Annotated in this window: 17 protein-coding genes; 7 read left to right on the forward strand and 10 right to left on the reverse strand. The window is 67.1% G+C overall.

The features are described 5' to 3' along the window. Positions 1 to 16: 16 nt before the first annotated feature. Both ACFWPX_RS11790 and ACFWPX_RS11795 read right to left on the reverse strand, forming a co-directional pair. Positions 17 to 928 carry a hypothetical protein gene (locus ACFWPX_RS11790; RefSeq protein ID WP_378927408.1) on the reverse strand — a complete coding sequence of 304 codons (912 nt, stop codon included), beginning with the start codon at positions 926 to 928 and terminating at the stop codon, positions 17 to 19. 20 nt (positions 929 to 948) lie between these two features. Beyond that, a complete protein-coding gene (locus tag ACFWPX_RS11795; protein WP_378927410.1) occupies positions 949 to 2,079 on the reverse strand; it encodes a hypothetical protein in 1,131 nt (376 codons plus the stop codon). A gap of 244 nt (positions 2,080 to 2,323) precedes the next feature. On the opposite strand from ACFWPX_RS11795, the gene nrdF reads away from it, so the two are divergent. After that, entirely contained in the window at positions 2,324 to 3,286 is a 963-nt protein-coding gene (gene nrdF, locus ACFWPX_RS11800) for a class 1b ribonucleoside-diphosphate reductase subunit beta (RefSeq protein WP_378927412.1), read from the forward strand. Here the strand turns inward: nrdF and ACFWPX_RS11805 are convergent. Both ACFWPX_RS11805 and ACFWPX_RS11810 read right to left on the reverse strand, forming a co-directional pair. Next, entirely contained in the window at positions 3,283 to 3,921 is a 639-nt protein-coding gene (locus tag ACFWPX_RS11805; protein ID WP_378927413.1) for a response regulator, read from the reverse strand. The genes nrdF and ACFWPX_RS11805 overlap by 4 nt on opposite strands. Beyond that, positions 3,918 to 5,042, reverse strand: coding sequence for a sensor histidine kinase (locus tag ACFWPX_RS11810; RefSeq protein ID WP_378927414.1), 1,125 nt, complete (start codon positions 5,040 to 5,042; stop codon positions 3,918 to 3,920). The genes ACFWPX_RS11805 and ACFWPX_RS11810 overlap by 4 nt, the downstream gene beginning before the upstream one ends. 128 nt (positions 5,043 to 5,170) lie before the next feature. Here ACFWPX_RS11810 and ACFWPX_RS11815 point away from each other — a divergent pair, with 128 nt between their 5' ends. Next, on the forward strand, positions 5,171 to 6,124 hold the full coding sequence (locus ACFWPX_RS11815) for an SDR family NAD(P)-dependent oxidoreductase (RefSeq protein WP_378927415.1): 954 nt from the start codon (positions 5,171 to 5,173) through the stop codon (positions 6,122 to 6,124). Between the two features lie 110 nt (positions 6,125 to 6,234). Then, on the forward strand, positions 6,235 to 6,930 hold the full coding sequence (locus ACFWPX_RS11820; protein WP_378927416.1) for an alpha/beta hydrolase: 696 nt from the start codon (positions 6,235 to 6,237) through the stop codon (positions 6,928 to 6,930). A gap of 18 nt (positions 6,931 to 6,948) precedes the next feature. Here the strand turns inward: ACFWPX_RS11820 and ACFWPX_RS11825 are convergent, their stop codons facing one another. Then, positions 6,949 to 7,911: a helix-turn-helix transcriptional regulator gene (locus tag ACFWPX_RS11825; RefSeq protein WP_378927417.1), complete on the reverse strand. Its 963-nt coding sequence runs from the start codon at positions 7,909 to 7,911 to the stop codon at positions 6,949 to 6,951. A 63-nt stretch (positions 7,912 to 7,974) separates the two neighbouring features. Between ACFWPX_RS11825 and ACFWPX_RS11830 the strand changes: the two genes are divergently transcribed. Further along, the gene (locus ACFWPX_RS11830; protein ID WP_378927418.1) at positions 7,975 to 9,132 is read left to right on the forward strand and encodes an epoxide hydrolase family protein; all 1,158 of its coding nucleotides are present in this window, start codon (positions 7,975 to 7,977) and stop codon (positions 9,130 to 9,132) included. A 59-nt stretch (positions 9,133 to 9,191) separates the two neighbouring features. Here ACFWPX_RS11830 and ACFWPX_RS11835 read toward each other — a convergent pair whose 3' ends face one another. Further along, positions 9,192 to 10,745, reverse strand: a complete 1,554-nt coding sequence (locus tag ACFWPX_RS11835) for an AMP-binding protein (protein WP_378927419.1) — start codon at positions 10,743 to 10,745, stop codon at positions 9,192 to 9,194. Further along, positions 10,739 to 12,031 carry a lipase family protein gene (locus ACFWPX_RS11840; protein ID WP_378927420.1) on the reverse strand — a complete coding sequence of 431 codons (1,293 nt, stop codon included), beginning with the start codon at positions 12,029 to 12,031 and terminating at the stop codon, positions 10,739 to 10,741. The genes ACFWPX_RS11835 and ACFWPX_RS11840 overlap by 7 nt, the downstream gene beginning before the upstream one ends. Positions 12,032 to 12,126: 95 nt before the next feature. Here ACFWPX_RS11840 and ACFWPX_RS11845 point away from each other — a divergent pair, with 95 nt between their 5' ends. The 3 genes from ACFWPX_RS11845 (at position 12,127) to ACFWPX_RS11855 (ending at position 14,503) form a co-directional block, all read left to right on the forward strand. Beyond that, positions 12,127 to 12,804 (forward strand): TetR/AcrR family transcriptional regulator, encoded by a 678-nt coding sequence (locus ACFWPX_RS11845; RefSeq protein WP_378927421.1) that lies wholly within the window; start codon positions 12,127 to 12,129, stop codon positions 12,802 to 12,804. Positions 12,805 to 12,950: 146 nt separating this feature from the next. Next, entirely contained in the window at positions 12,951 to 13,244 is a 294-nt protein-coding gene (locus ACFWPX_RS11850) for a helix-turn-helix domain-containing protein (protein ID WP_378912626.1), read from the forward strand. Beyond that, positions 13,241 to 14,503 (forward strand): type II toxin-antitoxin system HipA family toxin, encoded by a 1,263-nt coding sequence (locus ACFWPX_RS11855; RefSeq protein WP_378927422.1) that lies wholly within the window; start codon positions 13,241 to 13,243, stop codon positions 14,501 to 14,503. The genes ACFWPX_RS11850 and ACFWPX_RS11855 overlap by 4 nt, the downstream gene beginning before the upstream one ends. A gap of 90 nt (positions 14,504 to 14,593) precedes the next feature. Here ACFWPX_RS11855 and ACFWPX_RS11860 read toward each other — a convergent pair whose 3' ends face one another. From ACFWPX_RS11860 to ACFWPX_RS11870, 3 genes are all read right to left on the reverse strand, one after another. Further along, a complete protein-coding gene (locus ACFWPX_RS11860; RefSeq protein WP_378927423.1) occupies positions 14,594 to 16,285 on the reverse strand; it encodes a PQQ-binding-like beta-propeller repeat protein in 1,692 nt (563 codons plus the stop codon). Between the two features lie 84 nt (positions 16,286 to 16,369). Beyond that, on the reverse strand, positions 16,370 to 17,269 hold the full coding sequence (locus tag ACFWPX_RS11865) for a dioxygenase (protein WP_378927424.1): 900 nt from the start codon (positions 17,267 to 17,269) through the stop codon (positions 16,370 to 16,372). Between the two features lie 86 nt (positions 17,270 to 17,355). Further along, the gene (locus tag ACFWPX_RS11870; RefSeq protein WP_378927425.1) at positions 17,356 to 18,450 is read right to left on the reverse strand and encodes an ABC transporter substrate-binding protein; all 1,095 of its coding nucleotides are present in this window, start codon (positions 18,448 to 18,450) and stop codon (positions 17,356 to 17,358) included.

An 18,450-nucleotide genomic window follows, 5' to 3' on the forward strand; every position in this document is an offset into this window, starting at 1 on the left:
GTGTTCCCCAATTCACTTAGCGCGCAATCGCGGGGGGGCCCGGCCCCGCGCGGGCGGCCCGGCGCGCCCCCCCCGCGGGGCGGGGCGCCCCGGGGCGGCGCCGGGGCCCCACGACGGCCGACAGCGACGCCAGGTCGGACTGGGCGGTGTCGAATCGGTACACCTGACGGGTGCCGACGGTGAAGGCGGGGGTGTCGTCGATGATCGAACGTTCCTCGTTGTAGTCGTAGGTGACGATCGCATCGCGCCCGTCGACGCTCAATTTGCACGTGATGACGCCCTGATCGGCCACCGGCACCCGGACACCGAGCATCGGCGCGACCGCACACGGATCCGCTCCGGTGACCACCGCCCGATCCGAATCCGGCGAGTGACCCTGCGGCGGTTCCTTACGCCACTCGGTCACCGCGATCCGCAACAGTGCCTTCGCCGACACGCACGCATCCTGCGGCGCCCGCACACTCAACGACAGATCGGCCCCCGCCACGAACCGCGCCCACGCCTGACACGCCCCACGCACCTGCGGATCGGCCGACGCCGCGGGCTCGTCGTTGAACAGCACCCGCACATCCCCCATCGACTCCTCGTCCACCGGGCCGTCCATGCTCGGCTCACCTTCGAACATCACCCCGGTACTCCAGGTCGCATCGATCCCGGTGAGATGGCCATCGACGGCGATACTGAGCCTGCACTGATTCGGATGCACGTTCTCGATGTCACGCACGGTGCCGAGGGTGCGCAGCGATGCGCGGGGGAGCAGCGCGCACACATCGATCGCCCTGACCTTGCGCAGCACGGCGAGCTTCTCCTGATCGGAAACCGCTGCGGTGGACCAGAATCCACCCTGCGGCATGGAGTCCGGCGCGGGTTCGGTTCCGCAGGCGACCATCATCAGCGCGGCGGCGGTGAGCAGGATCAGCTGGCGCACAGGGGTTCTCCTTGTCCGGATCAGATGGCGGGGAAGAGTTCGACGGTCGCGCGCAGTGCGGATTCGACGGCGGCGGGGTCATCGCCGAAGGCTCGCACGGCCGGGACATTCGGGCCGAGCAGCTCGGAGCCCGGTCCGGGCAGGGCGGGCCCGACTATGGCTGCGTACGAGACATAGTCACCGGTCTGACCGGCACCGTAGCCGGTGTGACCGTTGATGACGAAAAGAGTCTTGTCCATGACGATGACGTCTCGGGGCTCGTAGTCGTAGTCCACATGGACGGCCGCACCTCCGACAGTGAACTGGCAGGACCAGACTCGCTGATCGATGACGGTGACCGATGCGCCGAGCACGCCCGCGACCTCGCACGGGTCTTTGCCGTGCAGCGCGGTCCGCGGCGCGTCCGGCGAGGTGCCCTGTGGCGCTTCGCTGGCGAGTCCGCCCATCGCCCTGGCCAGCGCAGCCTGAGCGGGCGGGCACGGTTCGGTGCCGAGCGGTGTCCGCACATGAACCGGGAGGGTGGTCGTATTGGCGAAAACCGCGGTCGCGACGCAACTTCGGTCCAGTTGCCCTTCCCTCGGCGGTGCCCCATCGAGATCGTCGAGAACTCCGATGGTGATCCCGTCTACTTCCTCCAGTTCGGAGTTGCCCCAGCCGTATCCGGTCGGCGCCACCCCGGTCGCCCAGCTGACCGAGGTTCCCTTGCCGCTCTCAGTGGAGTCGAACGTTGCCTCGCACCGGCTCGGTCCGCGGTTCTCGACCTCGATCAACTTTCCGAACTTCGCGAGATCGGCGCGGGGCACCAGGGCGCAAGGGTCGATCGCGCGAAGCCGCCGCAGCAGTTCGAGGCGCTGATCATCGGTGGTCGGTGCGGTCTTCCAGTACGCGGGCATCGCCGAAGCCGCCTCGATCGGCGTGGCCGCCCGTTGCTTCGGCAGATTCTCCTGGCAGGCGGTCAGCCCGATCATGACAGCGGCGGCCACCGCGCAACGACGCATGAGCATCGACAAATCCCCCTCGCGCGGGACGACTCCCGCCTCCCTCCGGCCCGCGAGCGAGCCCTGTCGGATGCCCAGTCTGCCGGATTCGGTGTCCTCGATCCGCAGCGGGAGGGAGCCGGGGTAGTGGCCGCCCTCACCGGCGGCGGTCACCGATCACACGCATGTGGCGAATCACTGGCGATGCGATGGTGGTGTGCGCGCGATCGTGCCGCACAATGGTGGCCGCGTGTGTGGTGTGGGTGTTCGGCCGATCAGGCCGAGTTCTACGCGCCGCAACACAAGCTGTAGTGCTCCCGGAGGTTGTCACCCACTACGAGTAGTGTTCTGGGTGTAGGTCCTCGCGCACGGCGGCGAGTGCGGGTCATCAGGTCTGGCGGAAAGGTGTGGAGGCGGAATGAAGCTCATCGATCGGGCGTCGGCCATCAATTGGAATCGGGTGCCCGATGAGAAGGATGCCGAGGTCTGGGATCGTCTGACCGGCAACTTCTGGTTGCCCGAGAAGGTCCCGGTGTCCAACGACATCCCGTCCTGGAACACCCTCACCCCGGACGAGAAGCAGCTCACCATGCGGGTCTTCACCGGCCTGACGCTGCTCGACACCATCCAGGGCACCGTCGGCGCGGTCAGCCTCATCCCGGACGCGCTCACCCCGCACGAGCAAGCGGTGTACACCAACATCGCGTTCATGGAGTCGGTGCACGCCAAGAGCTACAGCTCGATCTTCTCCACCCTGTGCTCCACCAAGGAGATCGACGAGGCGTTCCGCTGGTCGGAGGAGAACTGCAACCTGCAGCGCAAGGCCGAGATCGTCCTGTCGTACTACAACGGCGACGACCCGCTCAAGCGCAAGGTCGCCTCCACGCTGCTGGAGAGCTTCCTGTTCTACTCCGGCTTCTACCTGCCGATGCACTGGTCCTCGCGGGCCAAGCTCACCAACACCGCCGACATGATCCGCCTGATCATTCGCGACGAGGCCGTGCACGGGTACTACATCGGCTACAAGTACCAGAAGGGCCTCGAGCTGGTCTCCCAGGCCGAGCGCGACGAGCTCAAGAACTACACCTTCGAGCTGCTCTTCGAGCTCTACGACAACGAGGTCGACTACACCCAGGACCTCTACGACGAGGTCGGTCTCACCGAGGACGTCAAGAAGTTCCTGCGCTACAACGCCAACAAGGCGCTGATGAACCTCGGCTACGAGGGCCTGTTCCCGAAGGACGAGTGCGAGGTGAACCCGGCCATCCTGTCGGCGCTCTCCCCCAACGCCGACGAGAACCACGACTTCTTCTCGGGTTCGGGTTCGAGTTACGTCATCGGCAAGGCGATCAACACCGAAGACGAGGACTGGGAGTTCTAGCCGAGCGTGCGCAGGCCGTGGACGGCCAGACGCACGCGATTGTCGGCGCCGGTTTTGGCCATCAGGTTGGTGACATGGGTTTTCACAGTGGTGACGCCCATGTTCAATCGCGCGCCGATCTCGGCATTGGGCAGGCCATCGGCCAGCAGTGCCAGGACTTCCCGTTCGCGTGGGGTCAGCTCGGGACCGCGCGGGGTGGTGGTGGGCGGACGGTTGGTCAGCGCGGTGCCGATCACGCGGCGCAGGACGTCAGGGGAGAACACCGGGTCGCCGTCGGCGGCCCGGTGGATGGCGTCGAGCAGTTGGGTGGGGTGGGAATCCTTGACGAGGAAGCCGCACATGCCCGCCTGTAGAGCTCGGTAGAGGTTCTCGTCGTCGTCGAACGTGGTGAGCGCGACGATTCGGGTGGCCGGGCGGGCCGCGAGGATCTGCTGGGCGGCCTGGATCCCGTCGGTGCCGGGCATGCGCAGGTCCATCAGGATGACATCGGGGCGGGTACGCGCGGCGAGCCGAACCGCGTCGGCGCCGCCGGTCGCTTCGCCGACCACCTCGAGGTCGGCCGCGGTTTCGCACAGCATCCGGACCCCGGCCCGCACCAGCTGCTGATCGTCGGCGATCAGCACGCGCACGGTCATGTCGCCGCCCTGAGCGGCCAGCGAGCGGCGAGCCGCCAGCCGGTGCCGTGCGGCCCGGCTTCCAAAGTGCCGCCGAGGATCGCGAGCCGTTCGCGCAGACCCACCAGTCCGAGCCCGGTGCTCGACGTGGCCGTGACGACGCCCCCGCTGTCGCGCACCTCGAACTCGACGGCTCGATTCGCGGCGACTCGCAGTTGGGCCACAGCGCGTGGTCCGGCATGAGCTGCCACGTTGGCCAAGGCCTCCTGGGTGAGTCGCAGCAGGGTCAAAGCCGAGACCGGATCGACGTCGGTGATCGAGTCGTCGATGTGAGTGGTGATATCGAGTCCGGTGCGCCGGGCACGCTCGATGACTTCATCCAGCGCTTGCGTCAATACCGCAGGGGTGACGAATGATTCGTGTGGCGGTTCGGGAGTTCGCAGTACGGTCACCAACTTTCGCAGATCCGCGAGCGCTTCCCGGCTCGTGATATCGACGTCTTCGAGTACCTGTAGCAGCGCGGGCGGCGCGTCGGTGAAAGCGTGCCGTGCCGCCCCGACCCGTAGGACTGTCGACGAAACATGGTGGGCGACAAGATCGTGCAATTCGCGGGCGATGGCGGTGCGTTCGGCGACCGTGGCCGCGGCGATCTGCTGTTCGCGATGTTCGGCGAGATCGGCGGCGGCGCGTGCGGCGCGGCGGGCATCAGTCCACGCGGTGCGCAGCAGCAACCCGAACAGCACCGGAACCGTCGCCATCACCGCGGCGCGGTACAGCATCACCACCGTGCCCCCGGCCGGATGCAGCAAATAGACCCCGAACAGCACCGCGGCCGCGGGCGCGGCGAACCTGCTGCCACGCCGGGCGGTCAACTCGGTCAGCGCGAACGCTGCGGCGACCTTCGCGACCACCGGGCCGCTGTCACCGATGGCGAAGCCGAGCGCGAGCAACCCCGAGGTGGCCAGTGCGGTCGCGAACGGCGCCCGCACGCCGAACGCGGTGACCAGGACCGCGGCGATCCCGGTCGCCCAGTCGACAGCACTGGGATCCTCGGTCAGCAGCAGTAGACAGCCGACGGCCAGGCCGAGCAGAATCGCCACCCGAACCGGCAGCATGCGCGCATCCAGCAGGGACTCCACCACGTGTCCATCATGCCCGGCATCTGTGAGGTGCGGTTCCTCCCCAGGGAGGAGGCGCCCTCGTGCTCGCGGCCGCGAAAGCCGGACCGGGGATGGAGGCCGACGGGTCAGCCGGTCGGCACGCTGAGGCTATGACAAACGACGAGAGTGCCGAAAATGTCTCCGGCAGTGCGAAATCCACCAACAGGCGCGGGATGCTCGGCATGATGGCGGGTGGGCTCGCCGTCGGCGCGGCCGCCGGACTCGGGAGCGGCATCGCAGTCGGATCGGGGGCCAACCCGCCTGCCTTGCCCGGTCGGACAGAAAGGTTCGCGGGCAAGTCCGTGCAGATCACCGGCGCCACTTCCGGTATCGGCGCGGCCGCCGCTCGGTTGTTCGCCGCCGAAGGCGCGCGGGTGGCTTTCTGCGGACGCCGGATCGATCGCGGTCGTGCGGTGGAGGCGCAGATCAGGGCAGCGGGGGGAGAAGCCACCTACATCCAGGCCGACGTGCGCGACGAGCAGCAGGTCCGGGCCTTCGTCGACGGTGCCGCCGACAAATACGGCGGCCTCGATGTCGCCTTCGACAACGCGGGCATCACCATCCAGCGCAAGCTGCACGAATACACCGCCGAGGAATTCGACCTGGTACTCGGCACCAACCTCCGCGGTACTTTCCTGTCGATGAAATATCAAGTGCCACATATGATCCGGGGCGGCGGCGGGGTGATCGTGGTCACCTCGTCGAGCAACGCGCTCGCCACCGACGCGGGCAAGGGCGCCTACACCGCGAGCAAACGGGCACTGGTCGGGCTGGTGCAGTCCGCTGCCCTGGACTACGCGGCCGACGGCATCCGGGTGAACACCTTGATCCCCGGCACGACCGACACCGACCTCGTCCGCGCGCTCAGCCCGATCGGTGGGCTGCCCGACGACGCGTACCGGGTCGCGATGAAACAGTGGGCGTCGAGCAATGTGGCAGGCATGGGGCGATTGGCGACTCCCGAGGAGATCGCCGCATTCGCGCTGACCCTCGCCTCACCGGAACATCCGTACCTGACCGGCGCCCAGCTGGTCATCGACGGTGGGAAGACCGCGCACGCGTGAGGGTCAGCGGTCCCAGGGTCTATCGTGAACGGGTGCTCGCCGCGTCAACCGGCTCCGCGGTCGGGCCGATCCGGCCGGCGAGAAACCCCGACCGAGAGAGAGGCCTCGCAATGGCTGCCAAGCCGACAATCGTTTTGGTCCATGGATTCTGGGGTGGCGCCGCGCACTGGGCGAAGGTGATCGTGGAATTGAACCGGCGCGGTTATCCGGGGCAGTACGCGGTCGAGAACCCGCTCACCTCGCTGGCCGAGGATGCCGACCGCACCAGGAAGATGGTGGCCCAGATCGAGGGCCCGGTCCTGTTGGTCGGTCACTCCTACGGTGGTGCGGTGATCACCGAAGCCGGCGATCTGCCCAATGTGGTCGGCCTGGTCTACGTCGCGGCCTTCGCGCCCGATGCGGGGGAGAGCCCCGGTGCGATCAGTGAGCAGTTGCCGCCCGCCGCGTTCGCGAACATCGCGCCCGACTCCGACGGATACCTGTGGATCGCGCAGGACAAGTTCCACGAAAGCTTCTGCCAGGACCTGACTCCCGACGAAGCGCTGGTGATGGCGGTGACCCAGAAGGCGCCACTCGGCTCGACGTTCGGGGACACGGTGAGCGCGCCTGCCTGGAAGGTGAAGCCCACCTGGTACCAGGTGTCCACCGAGGACCGGATGATCCACCCCGACAACGAGCGGCGGATGGCCGCGCGGATGAACCCGCGCAAGACCATCGAACTCGCCGCGAGCCATGCCTCGCTGGCCGCGCAGCCGGGGCCGGTCGTCGATCTGATCGACGCGGCCGTGCTGGATATCGCAGGCTGACCAGGGTTTGTCGCTGAGCTACTCCCGCGCCGCGCCCGCGGCGCGGGAGTAGCGAGCGGCGATCTGGCGGAGGTGGTCGACCAGTTCCCGACCGTGCTCGATGTCGAAGTCGGTGTCGAGGGCACCGAGGAGGAAGGTCAGCCCGCGCGGGGTGTCGGCGCCGATCTCGAGGCGGCAGGTATGAGCGTCGATCGGTTCGACAGTGCCGTAGGTCGCGGCGGAACGTGCTTGTTCGGAGTCGGCGGGAACGTGTAGCCGCACGGTGGCGCGGTAGGGCCAGAGCTGGGCGACACCTTTCGCCACGTGCGCCGCGGCGTCGCCACCGGGGATCTCGCGCGGCGAAAAGCGTGGCCCCACCGGGATCTTGGGCGTCATGCGGTCCACCCGGAAGGTACGCCAGTCGTCGCGGTCGATATCCCAGGCGACGAGATACCAGCGTGGGCCCCAGGTGACGAGTTCGTGCGGCTCGGTCTCGCGACGGGATTCGCGGCCACCGCTGCGATAGTCGAATCGCAGGCGTTGCCGGTCGCGGCACGCGGCCGCGATGGCGGACAACACCGCCGGGTCGATGTCGGCGCGGGTCCTGCCGGGGGTCTGGACGGTCGAGACCTGCATGGCGTGCACGCGGTGCCGCAACCGCGCGGGCAGCACCTGCTCGAGTTTGACCAGTGCGCTCAGTGCGGTCTCGCCGATGGCGCTCACCCCGCTGATCGATGCCGTGCGCAGGGCGATCGCCATCGCGACGGCTTCCTCGTCGTTCAGCTGCAACGGCGGCAGCTGGGTGCCCGCCTCGAGATGGTAGCCGCCGTCGATGCCCTTCACCGCGCGCACCGGATAGTCCAGCGCGCGCAGCTTGTCGACATCGCGGCGCACCGTCCGTGTGCTGACAGCCAGGCGCGCGGCGAGCTCGTCGCCGGACCACTCGCGCCGGGTTTGCAGGAGCGCGAGCAACCGAAGTAGCCGTGCCGAAGTTTCTTTCACGAATTCGACTCTGCCAGGTCTATAGGACAGAAGGTGTCCGCTTGTGGTCATAGTGTCGTAGTCATGAGCAACGAGATCACCCCGTTCCACATCGACATCCCGCAGTCCGACCTGGACTACCTGCGGGCCCGGCTGACCGATGCGCGCTGGCCCGCCGAGCAGCCCGGCGCCGAGTGGAGTCGCGGTGTGCCGGTCGCGTATCTGCGCGAGCTGGCCGAATACTGGCGCACCTCCTACGACTGGCGCGCGGCCGAGGCCGAACTGAACAAGTTCGCGCAGTTCACCACCGAGATCGACGGCCAGCACATCCATTTCCTGCACGTGCGCTCGGCGAATCCCGATGCCACGCCGCTGATCCTGACGCACGGCTGGCCGGGGTCGGTCGTCGAGTTCCTCGATGTCATCGGCCCGCTCACCGACCCAGCGGCCCACGGTGGCGATCCGGCTGATGCCTTCCACGTGGTGATCCCGTCGCTGCCCGGCTTCGGCTTCTCCGGACCGGTCACCGAGGAGGGCTGGGAGCCGGGTCGCATCGGGAAGGCATGGGCCGAGCTGATGAGCAGGCTCGGCTACGACAGCTACGGTGCGCAGGGTGGCGACTGGGGTGCGTTCGTCACGCCGGAGGTGGGACGCGCGGGTGGCGACAAGGTGATCGGCGTGCACGTCAACGCCGCGACCTTCGGGTTCATCCCGTTCGGCCCCGTCTCCGACGAGGACAAGGCAACCATGACCGCGTCCGAGCTGGCTCGGCTCGATCGCCTCGCCCTGTTCAAGAGCGAGGGCAACGGCTACTTCCAGATCCAGTCCTCGCGCCCGCAGACCGTCGCCTACGGCCTGCACGATTCGCCGATCGGCCAGCTCGCGTGGATCGTGGAGAAGTTCAAGGAGTGGACGTTCCCGGTCGCCGGTAAGCCCGAAGACGCCGTGGATCGGGATCGGTTGCTGACCAACGTGATGCTCTACTGGCTCACCGGCACCGCGGGTTCGTCGGCCGCGCTGTACTACGAGGCCACCCACACCCGGTCGTGGCCCACCACGCCGCTGACCACGCCGACCGGTGTCGCGGTGTTCGCCGAGGACATCGCGATCCGCCGCTACGCGGACGAGGGCACCGACATCGTCCATTGGTCGGAGTTCGAGCGGGGTGGCCATTTCGCGGCGATGGAGGTGCCGGACTTGTTCGTCGCCGACGTCCGGACGTTCTTCCGTGGACTGCGCTGAATCAGCGGTTTCCCGGCAGAGCAGGCGGCGCCGACCCTCGTCGGCGCCGCCGAGTTCGCTCAGCGAAGCGCGGCCAGGCCGCGGCGGTCGATCTTGCCGGTCGGGGTGCGGGGTAGTTCGTCGACGAACAGCACGTCGCGTGGGGCTTTGAACCGGGCGAGGTGGGTTTTCACGTAGTCGCGAACGGTTTCGGCGTCCACTTCGCCTGCCGCCACGATGAACGCGGCGAGCCGTTGCCCGAATTCCTCGTCAGGGACACCGATTACGGCCGCTTCGGTGATCGACGGGTGCTGGTAGAGCAGGTCCTCGATCTCGCCGGGGAAGACGTTCTCGCCGCCGGAGACGATCATGTCGTCGTCGCGTCCGTCGATGAAAAGCCTTCCGCCGGAATCGAAGTGGCCGAGGTCGCCGGTGCTCATCAGGCCGCCGCGGAGCTGCTTGGACCCGCCGCCGGAGTATCCGTCGAAAGCGATCGTGTTGCCCACGAAGACGGTGCCGACCGCGCCGGGCTCGGTGATCCGGGTGCCGTCGGCGTCGTAGAGCGCGACGGTGATCCCGACCGGTGCCCGCCCGACGGTGCCCGGAGCGGCGATCCAGTCCTGCGGGGTGGCGATGGTGGCGGTGCCGGTTTCGGTGCACCCGTAGAAGTTGTAGATCACCGGGCCGAACGCGGTGATCGCCCTGGTGCCCAATGAGGACGGCAACGCCGCCCCGGCGGTGAACACGATTCGCAGCGAGCGGGTGTCAGTGGCGGACAACAACTCCGGGTCCAGATCGAGGATGCGGCGCAGCATGGTCGGCACCAGCACGACCATGTCGGCGCGATGCTCGGCGACCTGGGCGAGTGCGTGGGCCGCGTCGAACCGTCCGTGCAGCACGACCGTCGAGCCCAGATTCAGCGAGAGGATGAACTGGGACAGCGCGGTGCCGTGGAACAGCGGTGCGCACAGCAGCACAGTCTGGCCTCGCCGCAGGGGCACCCTGTCAACGAATTGCGCTGCGGCCAAAGGAGATTCCACTCGCCGCGGTGCGCCCTTGGGCGTGCCCGTGGTGCCGCCGGTAAGCAGGACGAAACCGCCCTGCTGTGCGGGCGGGCGAATCGGTGCGGCGGCGGGGCGAATTGTGGTGTCCAGAAGCTTGATTCGTTCGGGCAGGTCCTCGGCAGTCACGGCCATGGCCGGGTCGAGCACGAGTGCGCTGACTCCCTCGCGTTCCAGCACGTCACGTAGCTGCGCCGCACCGAATCCGGTATTGAGCAACACCAGACGAGCACCGAGTTTCGCTGTGGCGGCCATGGATTCGACGAGGCGCACCCCGTCGGGGCAGAGCACGCCGACCGTATCGCCCGCATCGAGGCCGTTGGCGTGCCAGGTGGCGGCGAGCGCGTCGGTGCGCTGGTCGAGCTCTCGGTAACTGATCCGCTCGTCGCCACAGACCAGCGCGACTCGGTCGGGTGTGCGCCGCGCCGAGGATCGGATCCCGCCGGCGATCGGGCCGAACACGCGCATGGTGCGGGCGGTGCGCAGGATCTGTGCCGGATGTCGCGGATCGATGATCCCGGCCCGCGCCAGGGCGCGGATCTGCCGTAGCGAGGTGGTGGCGGCGCTCAACATACTCGCGGCCCCGGGTCGGCGCCCGCGGCCACCGCGAGCAGCCAGGCGACAGTGCCCAATTCGGGGACGATCTCGGCGCTGATGTGCTCCGAGAACGGCACCCGGATCATCCGCATGTTCACCCCGCGGGCGCAGTAGTCGGCGGCGATCGTGTCGATCGCCAGTTCGGCGGGCAGTAGTTGGTCGGTGGTCGAATGCCACATCAGCAGCGGGATATCGGGGGTGTTCTCCGGTCGGCCGAAACTCGCTGCGGCGAGGGCGGGTCGCGCGGCGGCCAGTGCGGCCTCGGGGTCGGTCAGGTACTGCGCCATCGGCCGGAGCAGGGTGGTTGCCACGGCGGTATAGAGACAGCGTTCCCGCAGGTCATCGGCCACCCTTCGGCCTTCCGGAGTCAGGTAGTGGTCCAGTTCTCGAGCGAATTCGGGGTATTCGCGGGCCAGCCCGAGCACGGCCAGCCAGCCCGTGAAGTTGGCCTGTGGCTGCTGTCCCGAGATCGCGAACGGTGCGATCGCGACCTTGTCGCCCGGAATACCGCCCTGCGCACTGCCTTTGATCTCGAGTTCGGGAGCGTAGTGGCGGCGCTGCTCGGCAGCCGACGCGGAGGCGTTGCCGCCACCGGAATAGCCCCACAACCCCACCGGCGCGGTCTCGAGCCCGAGCCCGCCACGCTTGGCCGCGCGGATGCCGTCGAGCACCATCCGACCCTCGGCGGGCGACATGATCGTGTTCTCTTTGCCGTCGAAATCGGTGATCACCACCGCGGCACCCGCCGAAAGGAACTGGGCCATGATGGCCACCTCCTTCTGGATTCCCGCGCGCAGGGTGTAGGACGGATTGCACTGCGGGCCGAGGCTGTCGATCGCCTCCTGATACGAAATCAGCGGGCGCGCACCGGGTCCCAGCCACGGGATGCCCGGCATCAGCACGGTGGTGGCGGTGGCGATCGGGTTGTCGTGCACGTCGGAGCTGCGCAGCAGCAGTTGCGTGGTGTGCACCGGGGCCGGGATGCCGAGCACGTGGGTCTGCACGACCCGGCTGCGGATCACGTCGCCGTTGGCGTAGCCGGCGAGATCGGCCGGATCGGCATACCAGGGGTCGTGCTGCGGTGTGGGAATCGGCACGACCGCCGGATACACCTGTGCCTCGTTCGGCAGTGGGGGCAGTTCGAAATCCTGGGCGCCCGCCGGACCCGCTGCCACCAGCGCGGTCATCGCCAGCAGGGGCAGGGCTCGGGCGCCGAGCTGTCGGAGCCGGGGTGACCGGCAGGTGGCCGTGCTGCGCTGCATGGCATCTCCTTCGATAGGTGATGCTGATTACAGCACGGTGGCTTGTTGAGAACAAGAGTTCTTGTTTATATTTGGCAATCTGTAGGCTGAGCTGCGTGACGTCGACCGACAAGAGCCAAGTCCGCTCCCGGCGCATCCAGGGCCTGGACGCCGAACAGCGCCGTGCGCGCAGGCGTGAACAGATCCTCGCCGCCGCCTTCGACCTGATCGCCGCCGAGGGCTACGTCAGCACCGCGATCGAGCAGATCTGCCAGACCGCCTTCGTCGGCAACAAAGCCTTCTACGAACTCTTCGAGAGCAAAGAAGACTGCTACCTGGCGCTGCTACAGCAGCAGAGCGAACGCGCACAGGACATGGTCGCCACCGCGCTGTCCGAATCCTCGGGCGACCGCGACGATGTCGTCGCCGCCGTGATCGGCGCCTTCGCCCATTCGATGGTCGACGACCCGCGCGTGGCGAAGGTGACTTTCGGTGAGGCGAGCGGCATTTCGGCGAAAGTCGAACAACAGCGTCGCGTCAACCGCCGCTGGGCGGCTCAGTTCCTCGAAACCCTGTGGCGCGAATACGGATTCGTGCCCCCCGAGGGAATCGGCGTAGACCTGCACGCCCTCGCGGTCTCCACAATCGGCGGTCTTTTCGAGACGGTCGCCGACTGGCTCCACACCGACGCCGGCGCGACGGGTGAAATCAACGTGCTGATAAGGGATCTCACGGCTTTCATCGAGATCGTCCACCTGGGATTGGCCGCTGCCGCAGTCCGTTCGCCGCTCTGAGGTCGTCAACCACGCGGGCCCGAGCAGTGAATCGCCACGCGCGCTCGAATCGACGATATCTGCTCGTGGAGCGATTGTCCCCGCCGCCCGCGATGACCGAACCGAACGCCTTGTCGCCGCATGGCGACAAATGATATTGTCTTCATATGGCGACAATCGAGGTTTTTCGAGCGGACGACCTCGGCCCTGCCCTGCGCGAGGCAAGAATCGCCGAAGACATGACTCAGCAGGCCCTGGCCTCGATGGCCGGAGTCGGCCGCCAATGGCTCAACGCGTTCGAAGCCGGGCAGAAGGGCTCCGCCCCGCTGGACATGGTCATGCGCGTGATCACCACCCTCGGCGTATCCGTGACGCTCTCCCGTCGAGTACCGACGCTCTCGCCCCCTGTCGATGAGGAACCCGTCGACCTGGACTCTCTCCTCGACGGCACACAGCAATGACGGACGCGAACAGTCATGTCCTCTATGTGGTGATGAACGGCCGCGTGATCGGTGACATCCAGCGCACCAGCCGACGCAGAATGCGGCTCCGCTATGCGGATCATCTGCCGGGCCGGTTCACTCCACTGTCTGTGTCGATGCAGGGTCCTATGGGCCGATATCGGGAGAGCGCCCTGGCGCCTTGGCTGGAAGGCCTGCTTCCGGACCGCCCAGAAACCTTGCGCCAGTGGCGTCGTCGATTCGGCATCGCTGACGACAACAGCTCTTTCTCGCTGCTCCGACACGTCGGCGAGGATGTCGCAGGCGCAGCCCAGTTCGTCCGGCCCGACCGACTCGACTTCATCCAGGAACGGCAAGGTGACCTCGCCGAACTGGGATCAACCCAGATCGCGGAAATGCTGCGCCGAGCGAGGGCAGACCTCCCGACCTCGGCCACCGACGACACGTCCGGCAAGTTCTCCCTCGCCGGAGCCCAAGCGAAGATTGCCCTCCACCGCACCGTGGACGGTTGGAGCGACCCGGTCGGTGCCATCCCGTCGACGCACATCATCAAACCTCCGATTCCCAACATGCTCGACCAGGATCTGGTCGAGGCGGTCACGCTGCGAACTGCGGCCGACCTCGGCCTGCGTACCGCGTCTTGCACTATCGAGGAGTTCGATGATGAGCGCGCCATCGTGGTTGCCCGTTACGACCGAATCCGGCGCGACGACCAGTGGCAGCGCGTCCATCAGGAGGATATGTGTCAAGCGATGGCGATCTGGCCAATTCACAAGTACCAAAGTCAGGGCGGACCCGGCGCGGAGGTGATTGCTGACCTCATCCGCGCCCGCAGCCATCGCCCCGAGGAGGACAACCGCCGTTTCGCACAGGCACTCGTCTTCAATTGGCTGATCTGTGGCACCGACGCGCACGCGAGAAACTATTCGCTCCTGCTCAGTGGTGAATCGGTACGGCTCGCACCGCTATACGACCTGAACTCGCACCTGGCTTACTCGGATGGCTCGGGCAACGACCTGTCCATGAGCATGAATAAGCAGTTCCGCGCCGAACAGATCACGGTGACCGACTGGATTCGATTCGCGCCTGCCATTCACGTCGAGCCCGACTGGCTGCGCGATGAGATCGACCGCCAGTCCGGCGGGTTGATGGATGTTATGACCAAGGCGACCCAGCACGACGACATCGCCCGATACGACAGCCCGACAATCACTCGACTCCTCAGCAATACTGAGAGATGGATCGACAGGATGCTATGAGTGCATGGTGAAACTCCTCTGGAGATGAGACTCGCCTACAAGAGTCGTGTGCCTGGTCGACCGAAAATCGTTTCAGTGCAACGCCTTCGGTCAGGGTGCGAATCCGACGATTTGCGGGGTTGATCGGCTATCGCCGCAGCGGATGAGGACGACACCGGGGGCCTCGCTCGCGCCGAGTAGTGAGCATGAGCTGAGGATGTGGTCCGGGGTGGTCTCTGTGAGGTCGGTGCGTTTCCACGTGCGTAGGCCTTCGGTCGACACGACCAGTTCATCCGTGAGCAGAAGCGCGTCGAATTTATGGGACCAATATGAGGGCAGCCCCTCGACAGGGCGTGACCTGGCGGGAACGCGGGTCTCCGACACTGTGACGGCGTCACGGTCGGAACGCGTGACAATCGTGCCGGTGGACGGGTCGGCGGCAATGACCTCGGCGGGTTCGGTGACCGTGGCGGTGCGCAAGTTATCGGGGGAGTCGAAATGCAGGTGACCCGCGGTCTTGTCGCGCCAGTCGATCGAGACGACATCATCGACCACCGACAGCTCCGGTGTGCGATCGGAATCAGGATTGGGAATACTCCGCTCGGCGATCGTGGCGCCGGTAGCAAGGTCGAAGGCGGAGATTGTGGTCTGAGTCGTACCGACCGCAGACATCCGATAAATCGCGTGTGAAGTGAACGCGATCTTCGAATCCCTGCTCCTGCAGAATGTTTTGCGGGGGTGTGCCCACATCAGGCGCCCGGAGCGGGCCTCGTATCGCGCCAAGCCGCAGTCGGTAACCCTGACCAGCAACGGTGCGGGCTCGTCGCCGTACGTCGTACCGGTCGTCGGCCCGTGTTCTCGGCGGCCGCGGCTGAATTCCGAGTCGGTCCAGAGTCTTTCGCCTGTCGATGCGTCGAATCCGATCCAGCCCAGATTTTCCCAGTAGGTGGCGAGGACGTTCTCGGACGGAACGGACACCATGCTGTCAGGGCTGTGCTGGACACCGCGAGAGGTGACGTTCTGGCGAAGGTAGTGCCAGCGTGGAGTGCCGGTGGCTCCGTCGTAGGCGGTGATGCCTTCCTTGGACCCGATGAAGAATCCGTTCCCGCCGACGACAACGCGACGGGAATCCTTCAGGTTGATCCGGAACTTCTCGGATCCCAGGCGATTGGGGACCGGCGCAACGGCGGTGGCAGCGGCGGTGCGGTGGTCGATGACCCGGTCGTCGTCCCCGGCCCGTAGAGCGAGACCCGCCGCGGTGGCGCAGACGAGCACGCCGATCGCGGCCAGGATCGCACCGGACCGTGTTGACAATGCCCGTCGCGCTGGGGGAGCGAGGGTCGCGCCGAGGACCAGAACTGAGCCGAGGATGACCAGGTACCACGCGGCGACCGCCATCGGGAGCTGGGGATACGCCGCGTAGATGTCGAATATCCGGTCGACGGTGGACGGGATGTCGAGGTTCGTGCAGATGAGGATCTCGACGGCCACAACAACGGACATGATGACGACGGGTGGGTTGCCGAGGCCTGCGGCCCGCAGGTTCGCCGACCACCGCAGAGTGACCGCCAGAATCAGCAGCGCCGCCGTGCCGATGGCGGTCGAGAACACCCCGAGTTGGACCGAGAGGGTCTCTTCCGAATCGATATCGCCTGCGTAAGGGTTGCCCGCCGCGAAGAACAGGCTGTAGATGGCGACCGTGACCCCACCTGAGAGAACAGCAGTCCCCAGGATCGCGGCGGCGGTCGTCGGACGCGAATAGTCCGGTAGCCGTGGCAAAGACGTAGTGCTGCTGTCGTTCATCGACCCTCCCCAAGCGACGGTTCGACACAGTCGCGTCCTGAGGATAGCGGCCCGACGGCGGCGCGGTCGGTGCAGAGTTCGGAGCTAGCGGGGGCCGGGGGGTGGGCCGCCCGGCCCGCCGTTGCCCGAGGGCGGGGCACCCGGAGAACCGTTGCCGGACTGGGTGTTCTGGGCTTTCGCTGCTACGCCGATCGTGAGCGAGACCGACATTCCGGTGGTGGGTGTGCCGGTGACCGTGGCCAATTCGGCGTCCCAGCCGTCGCCGAAGACGCCATCGGAGGACAGGGTCACGCCGGACATATTGCGGGTGCTGTTCACATAGCCGGGGTCGGCGTCGAAGACCGCGGTGCACGCGTCTTGGGGGAGGGCGATCTGGGAGGTGAGGCGGGCATTGTCGCCTGCGACCGCGGTTGTCAGGGAGTCGTAGACCTCGAAGTGGATGTGTGGCCAGCGGCCGGCGTAGCAGGCCGGGAAGATCGAGGTGAAGCGTACGGTGCCGTCGTCGTCGGCCACTTGGACGCCGCGCAGATAGTTCTGTTCGGTGGCGCCCTCGGTGTAGAGGGAGTACCGGCCCTCGCGGTCGCAATGCCACACGTACACCGCCATCCCGGTGCCCGCCGCGTTCTCGACGAGGTCGCGCAGATTCAGCGTGAGGGTCATCGGAACACCCTGGGCGGTACCGGAATACGTGCCGAAGCTGGTGGTGATATCGGAGCGCACCACACCGGACTCGATCAGGACATTGGGTCCGTTGGAACCGTCACCGGGGTAGGGGCCCGCCGTCTCCTGCGGCGCCGCAGCCGGGGTTTCGGTCGACGCGGAAGTGGTGGCGTCGGCCGGGCTCGTGCTCGAGCCGGTGCTGTCGGTCGAGGTCGCGCAGCCCGCCGCCGCTGCCGCGACCCCGGCCGCGCCGAGAAAACTCAGCGCTCGCCGACGCGACATCACTCGAAGATCGTGCCCAAGCCCCAGATCGTGCTCGCCCATTGCTGCTCCTTCGCTGCCGTGTTGTCGACCACGTTAAGCACGTGGACTGCGCCGGAGCTGCGAACACACTGGGAGGTAGCTGGGAGTCAGTCGGTGACGTAGCCGTTGAGGCTGTTGCGCAGGTCGGTGAGGATCGCGCGGGCCGCGGTGAGACCTGTTGTGTGCCAGATCTTGTCGTCGACCGCGAAGACACGCTTGTCGGTCGAGGCGCCGAGTTCTTCGAACTGGTCCGAGCGCAGAACCTGTTTGCCGTGATTCTCGCCGTCCGGTCCCTCGAACATCACGTAGATGAGGTCGCCTTCGGCCTTGGTGGCGAGGTCGGCTTCGGTGATGTCGAAGGAGAGCCCGCGCTGGGCGGTCGGACGCTGGACGCCGACGTCGGAAAGGACTTGGGCCGCAAAGGTTTCCGAACCCTGGACCTGTGTGGTGTCGGCGGTGAAGCGCAGCACCGAAGCCTGGGACTGGCGCGCGTTGAGTGCGGGGCCGAGGTCGTGGGCTTCGGTGAGGTAGTTCTGCAGGGCAGTGTCGGCGGCACCGTCGCGGTTCATGCCCGCGGCGTAGGCGGCGAAATCGGACTGCCAGCTGCCGCCCGCACCGATCAGGACGGTCGGGGCGATCTTGCTCAGTGCCTCGTAACCACCTGCGGCCGGAGCCACGTCGCCGAGGATCAGGTCGGGCTTCAGCTCGGCGATCCGTGCCGGATCGGGCAGACCGATCGGCCCGACGCTCGGCACCTTGACCACGCCGTAACCCAGGTACATCGGCTGCGAACGATCACCGTCGAGGGTGACCGCGCCCGCGACCCGCTCCCACAGGCCCAGCGCGCAGGCCGCGTCGAGTGCGGAGGTGGTGAGTACGACGATGCGTTGCGGGTCGGCGGGAACCTGCGAGACCCCGGCGGTGTGGGTGACCGTGCGGGTCGCGCCGGAGCCCGCGTCGGGCGCGCTCGGCAACGGGCACGCGGTCGCGGTGTCGCGAGCAGCGCCGACCACGCCCGCACCCGCGATATTCGTGGTGGTGCGGATGATCGTGCTCGCGTCATCGGTTTTCTCCGCGCACCCCGCGGTGAGCACGGCGGCGCACAGCAACGCGGCAGCCACGACGAAGCCGCGCGAGCGGACACGCCCGCCCTGCTCGGCGGTGCGAGGGAATCGGGTGCGGTTTCGGGCGCTCGCCGGCAT

It is taken from the genome of Nocardia sp. NPDC058518 (assembly GCF_042719655.1).
Lineage (GTDB): Bacteria > Actinomycetota > Actinomycetes > Mycobacteriales > Mycobacteriaceae > Nocardia.

Bases quoted from the DNA above. Each gene is read 5' to 3' on its own strand.
- ACFWPX_RS11865 (WP_378927424.1), bottom strand. From the start codon at position 17,269: ATGGGCGAGCACGATCTGGGGCTTGGGCACGATCTTCGAGTGATGTCG.
- ACFWPX_RS11835 (WP_378927419.1), bottom strand. From the start codon at position 10,745: ATGTTGAGCGCCGCCACCACCTCGCTACGGCAGATCCGCGCCCTGGCG.
- ACFWPX_RS11830 (WP_378927418.1), top strand. From the start codon at position 7,975: ATGAGCAACGAGATCACCCCGTTCCACATCGACATCCCGCAGTCCGAC.
- nrdF (WP_378927412.1), top strand. From the start codon at position 2,324: ATGAAGCTCATCGATCGGGCGTCGGCCATCAATTGGAATCGGGTGCCC.
- ACFWPX_RS11850 (WP_378912626.1), top strand. From the start codon at position 12,951: ATGGCGACAATCGAGGTTTTTCGAGCGGACGACCTCGGCCCTGCCCTG.
- ACFWPX_RS11840 (WP_378927420.1), bottom strand. From the start codon at position 12,031: ATGCAGCGCAGCACGGCCACCTGCCGGTCACCCCGGCTCCGACAGCTC.
- ACFWPX_RS11805 (WP_378927413.1), bottom strand. From the start codon at position 3,921: ATGACCGTGCGCGTGCTGATCGCCGACGATCAGCAGCTGGTGCGGGCC.
- ACFWPX_RS11820 (WP_378927416.1), top strand. From the start codon at position 6,235: ATGGCTGCCAAGCCGACAATCGTTTTGGTCCATGGATTCTGGGGTGGC.
- ACFWPX_RS11860 (WP_378927423.1), bottom strand. From the start codon at position 16,285: ATGAACGACAGCAGCACTACGTCTTTGCCACGGCTACCGGACTATTCG.
- ACFWPX_RS11870 (WP_378927425.1), bottom strand. From the start codon at position 18,450: ATGCCGGCGAGCGCCCGAAACCGCACCCGATTCCCTCGCACCGCCGAG.
- ACFWPX_RS11815 (WP_378927415.1), top strand. From the start codon at position 5,171: ATGACAAACGACGAGAGTGCCGAAAATGTCTCCGGCAGTGCGAAATCC.
- ACFWPX_RS11855 (WP_378927422.1), top strand. From the start codon at position 13,241: ATGACGGACGCGAACAGTCATGTCCTCTATGTGGTGATGAACGGCCGC.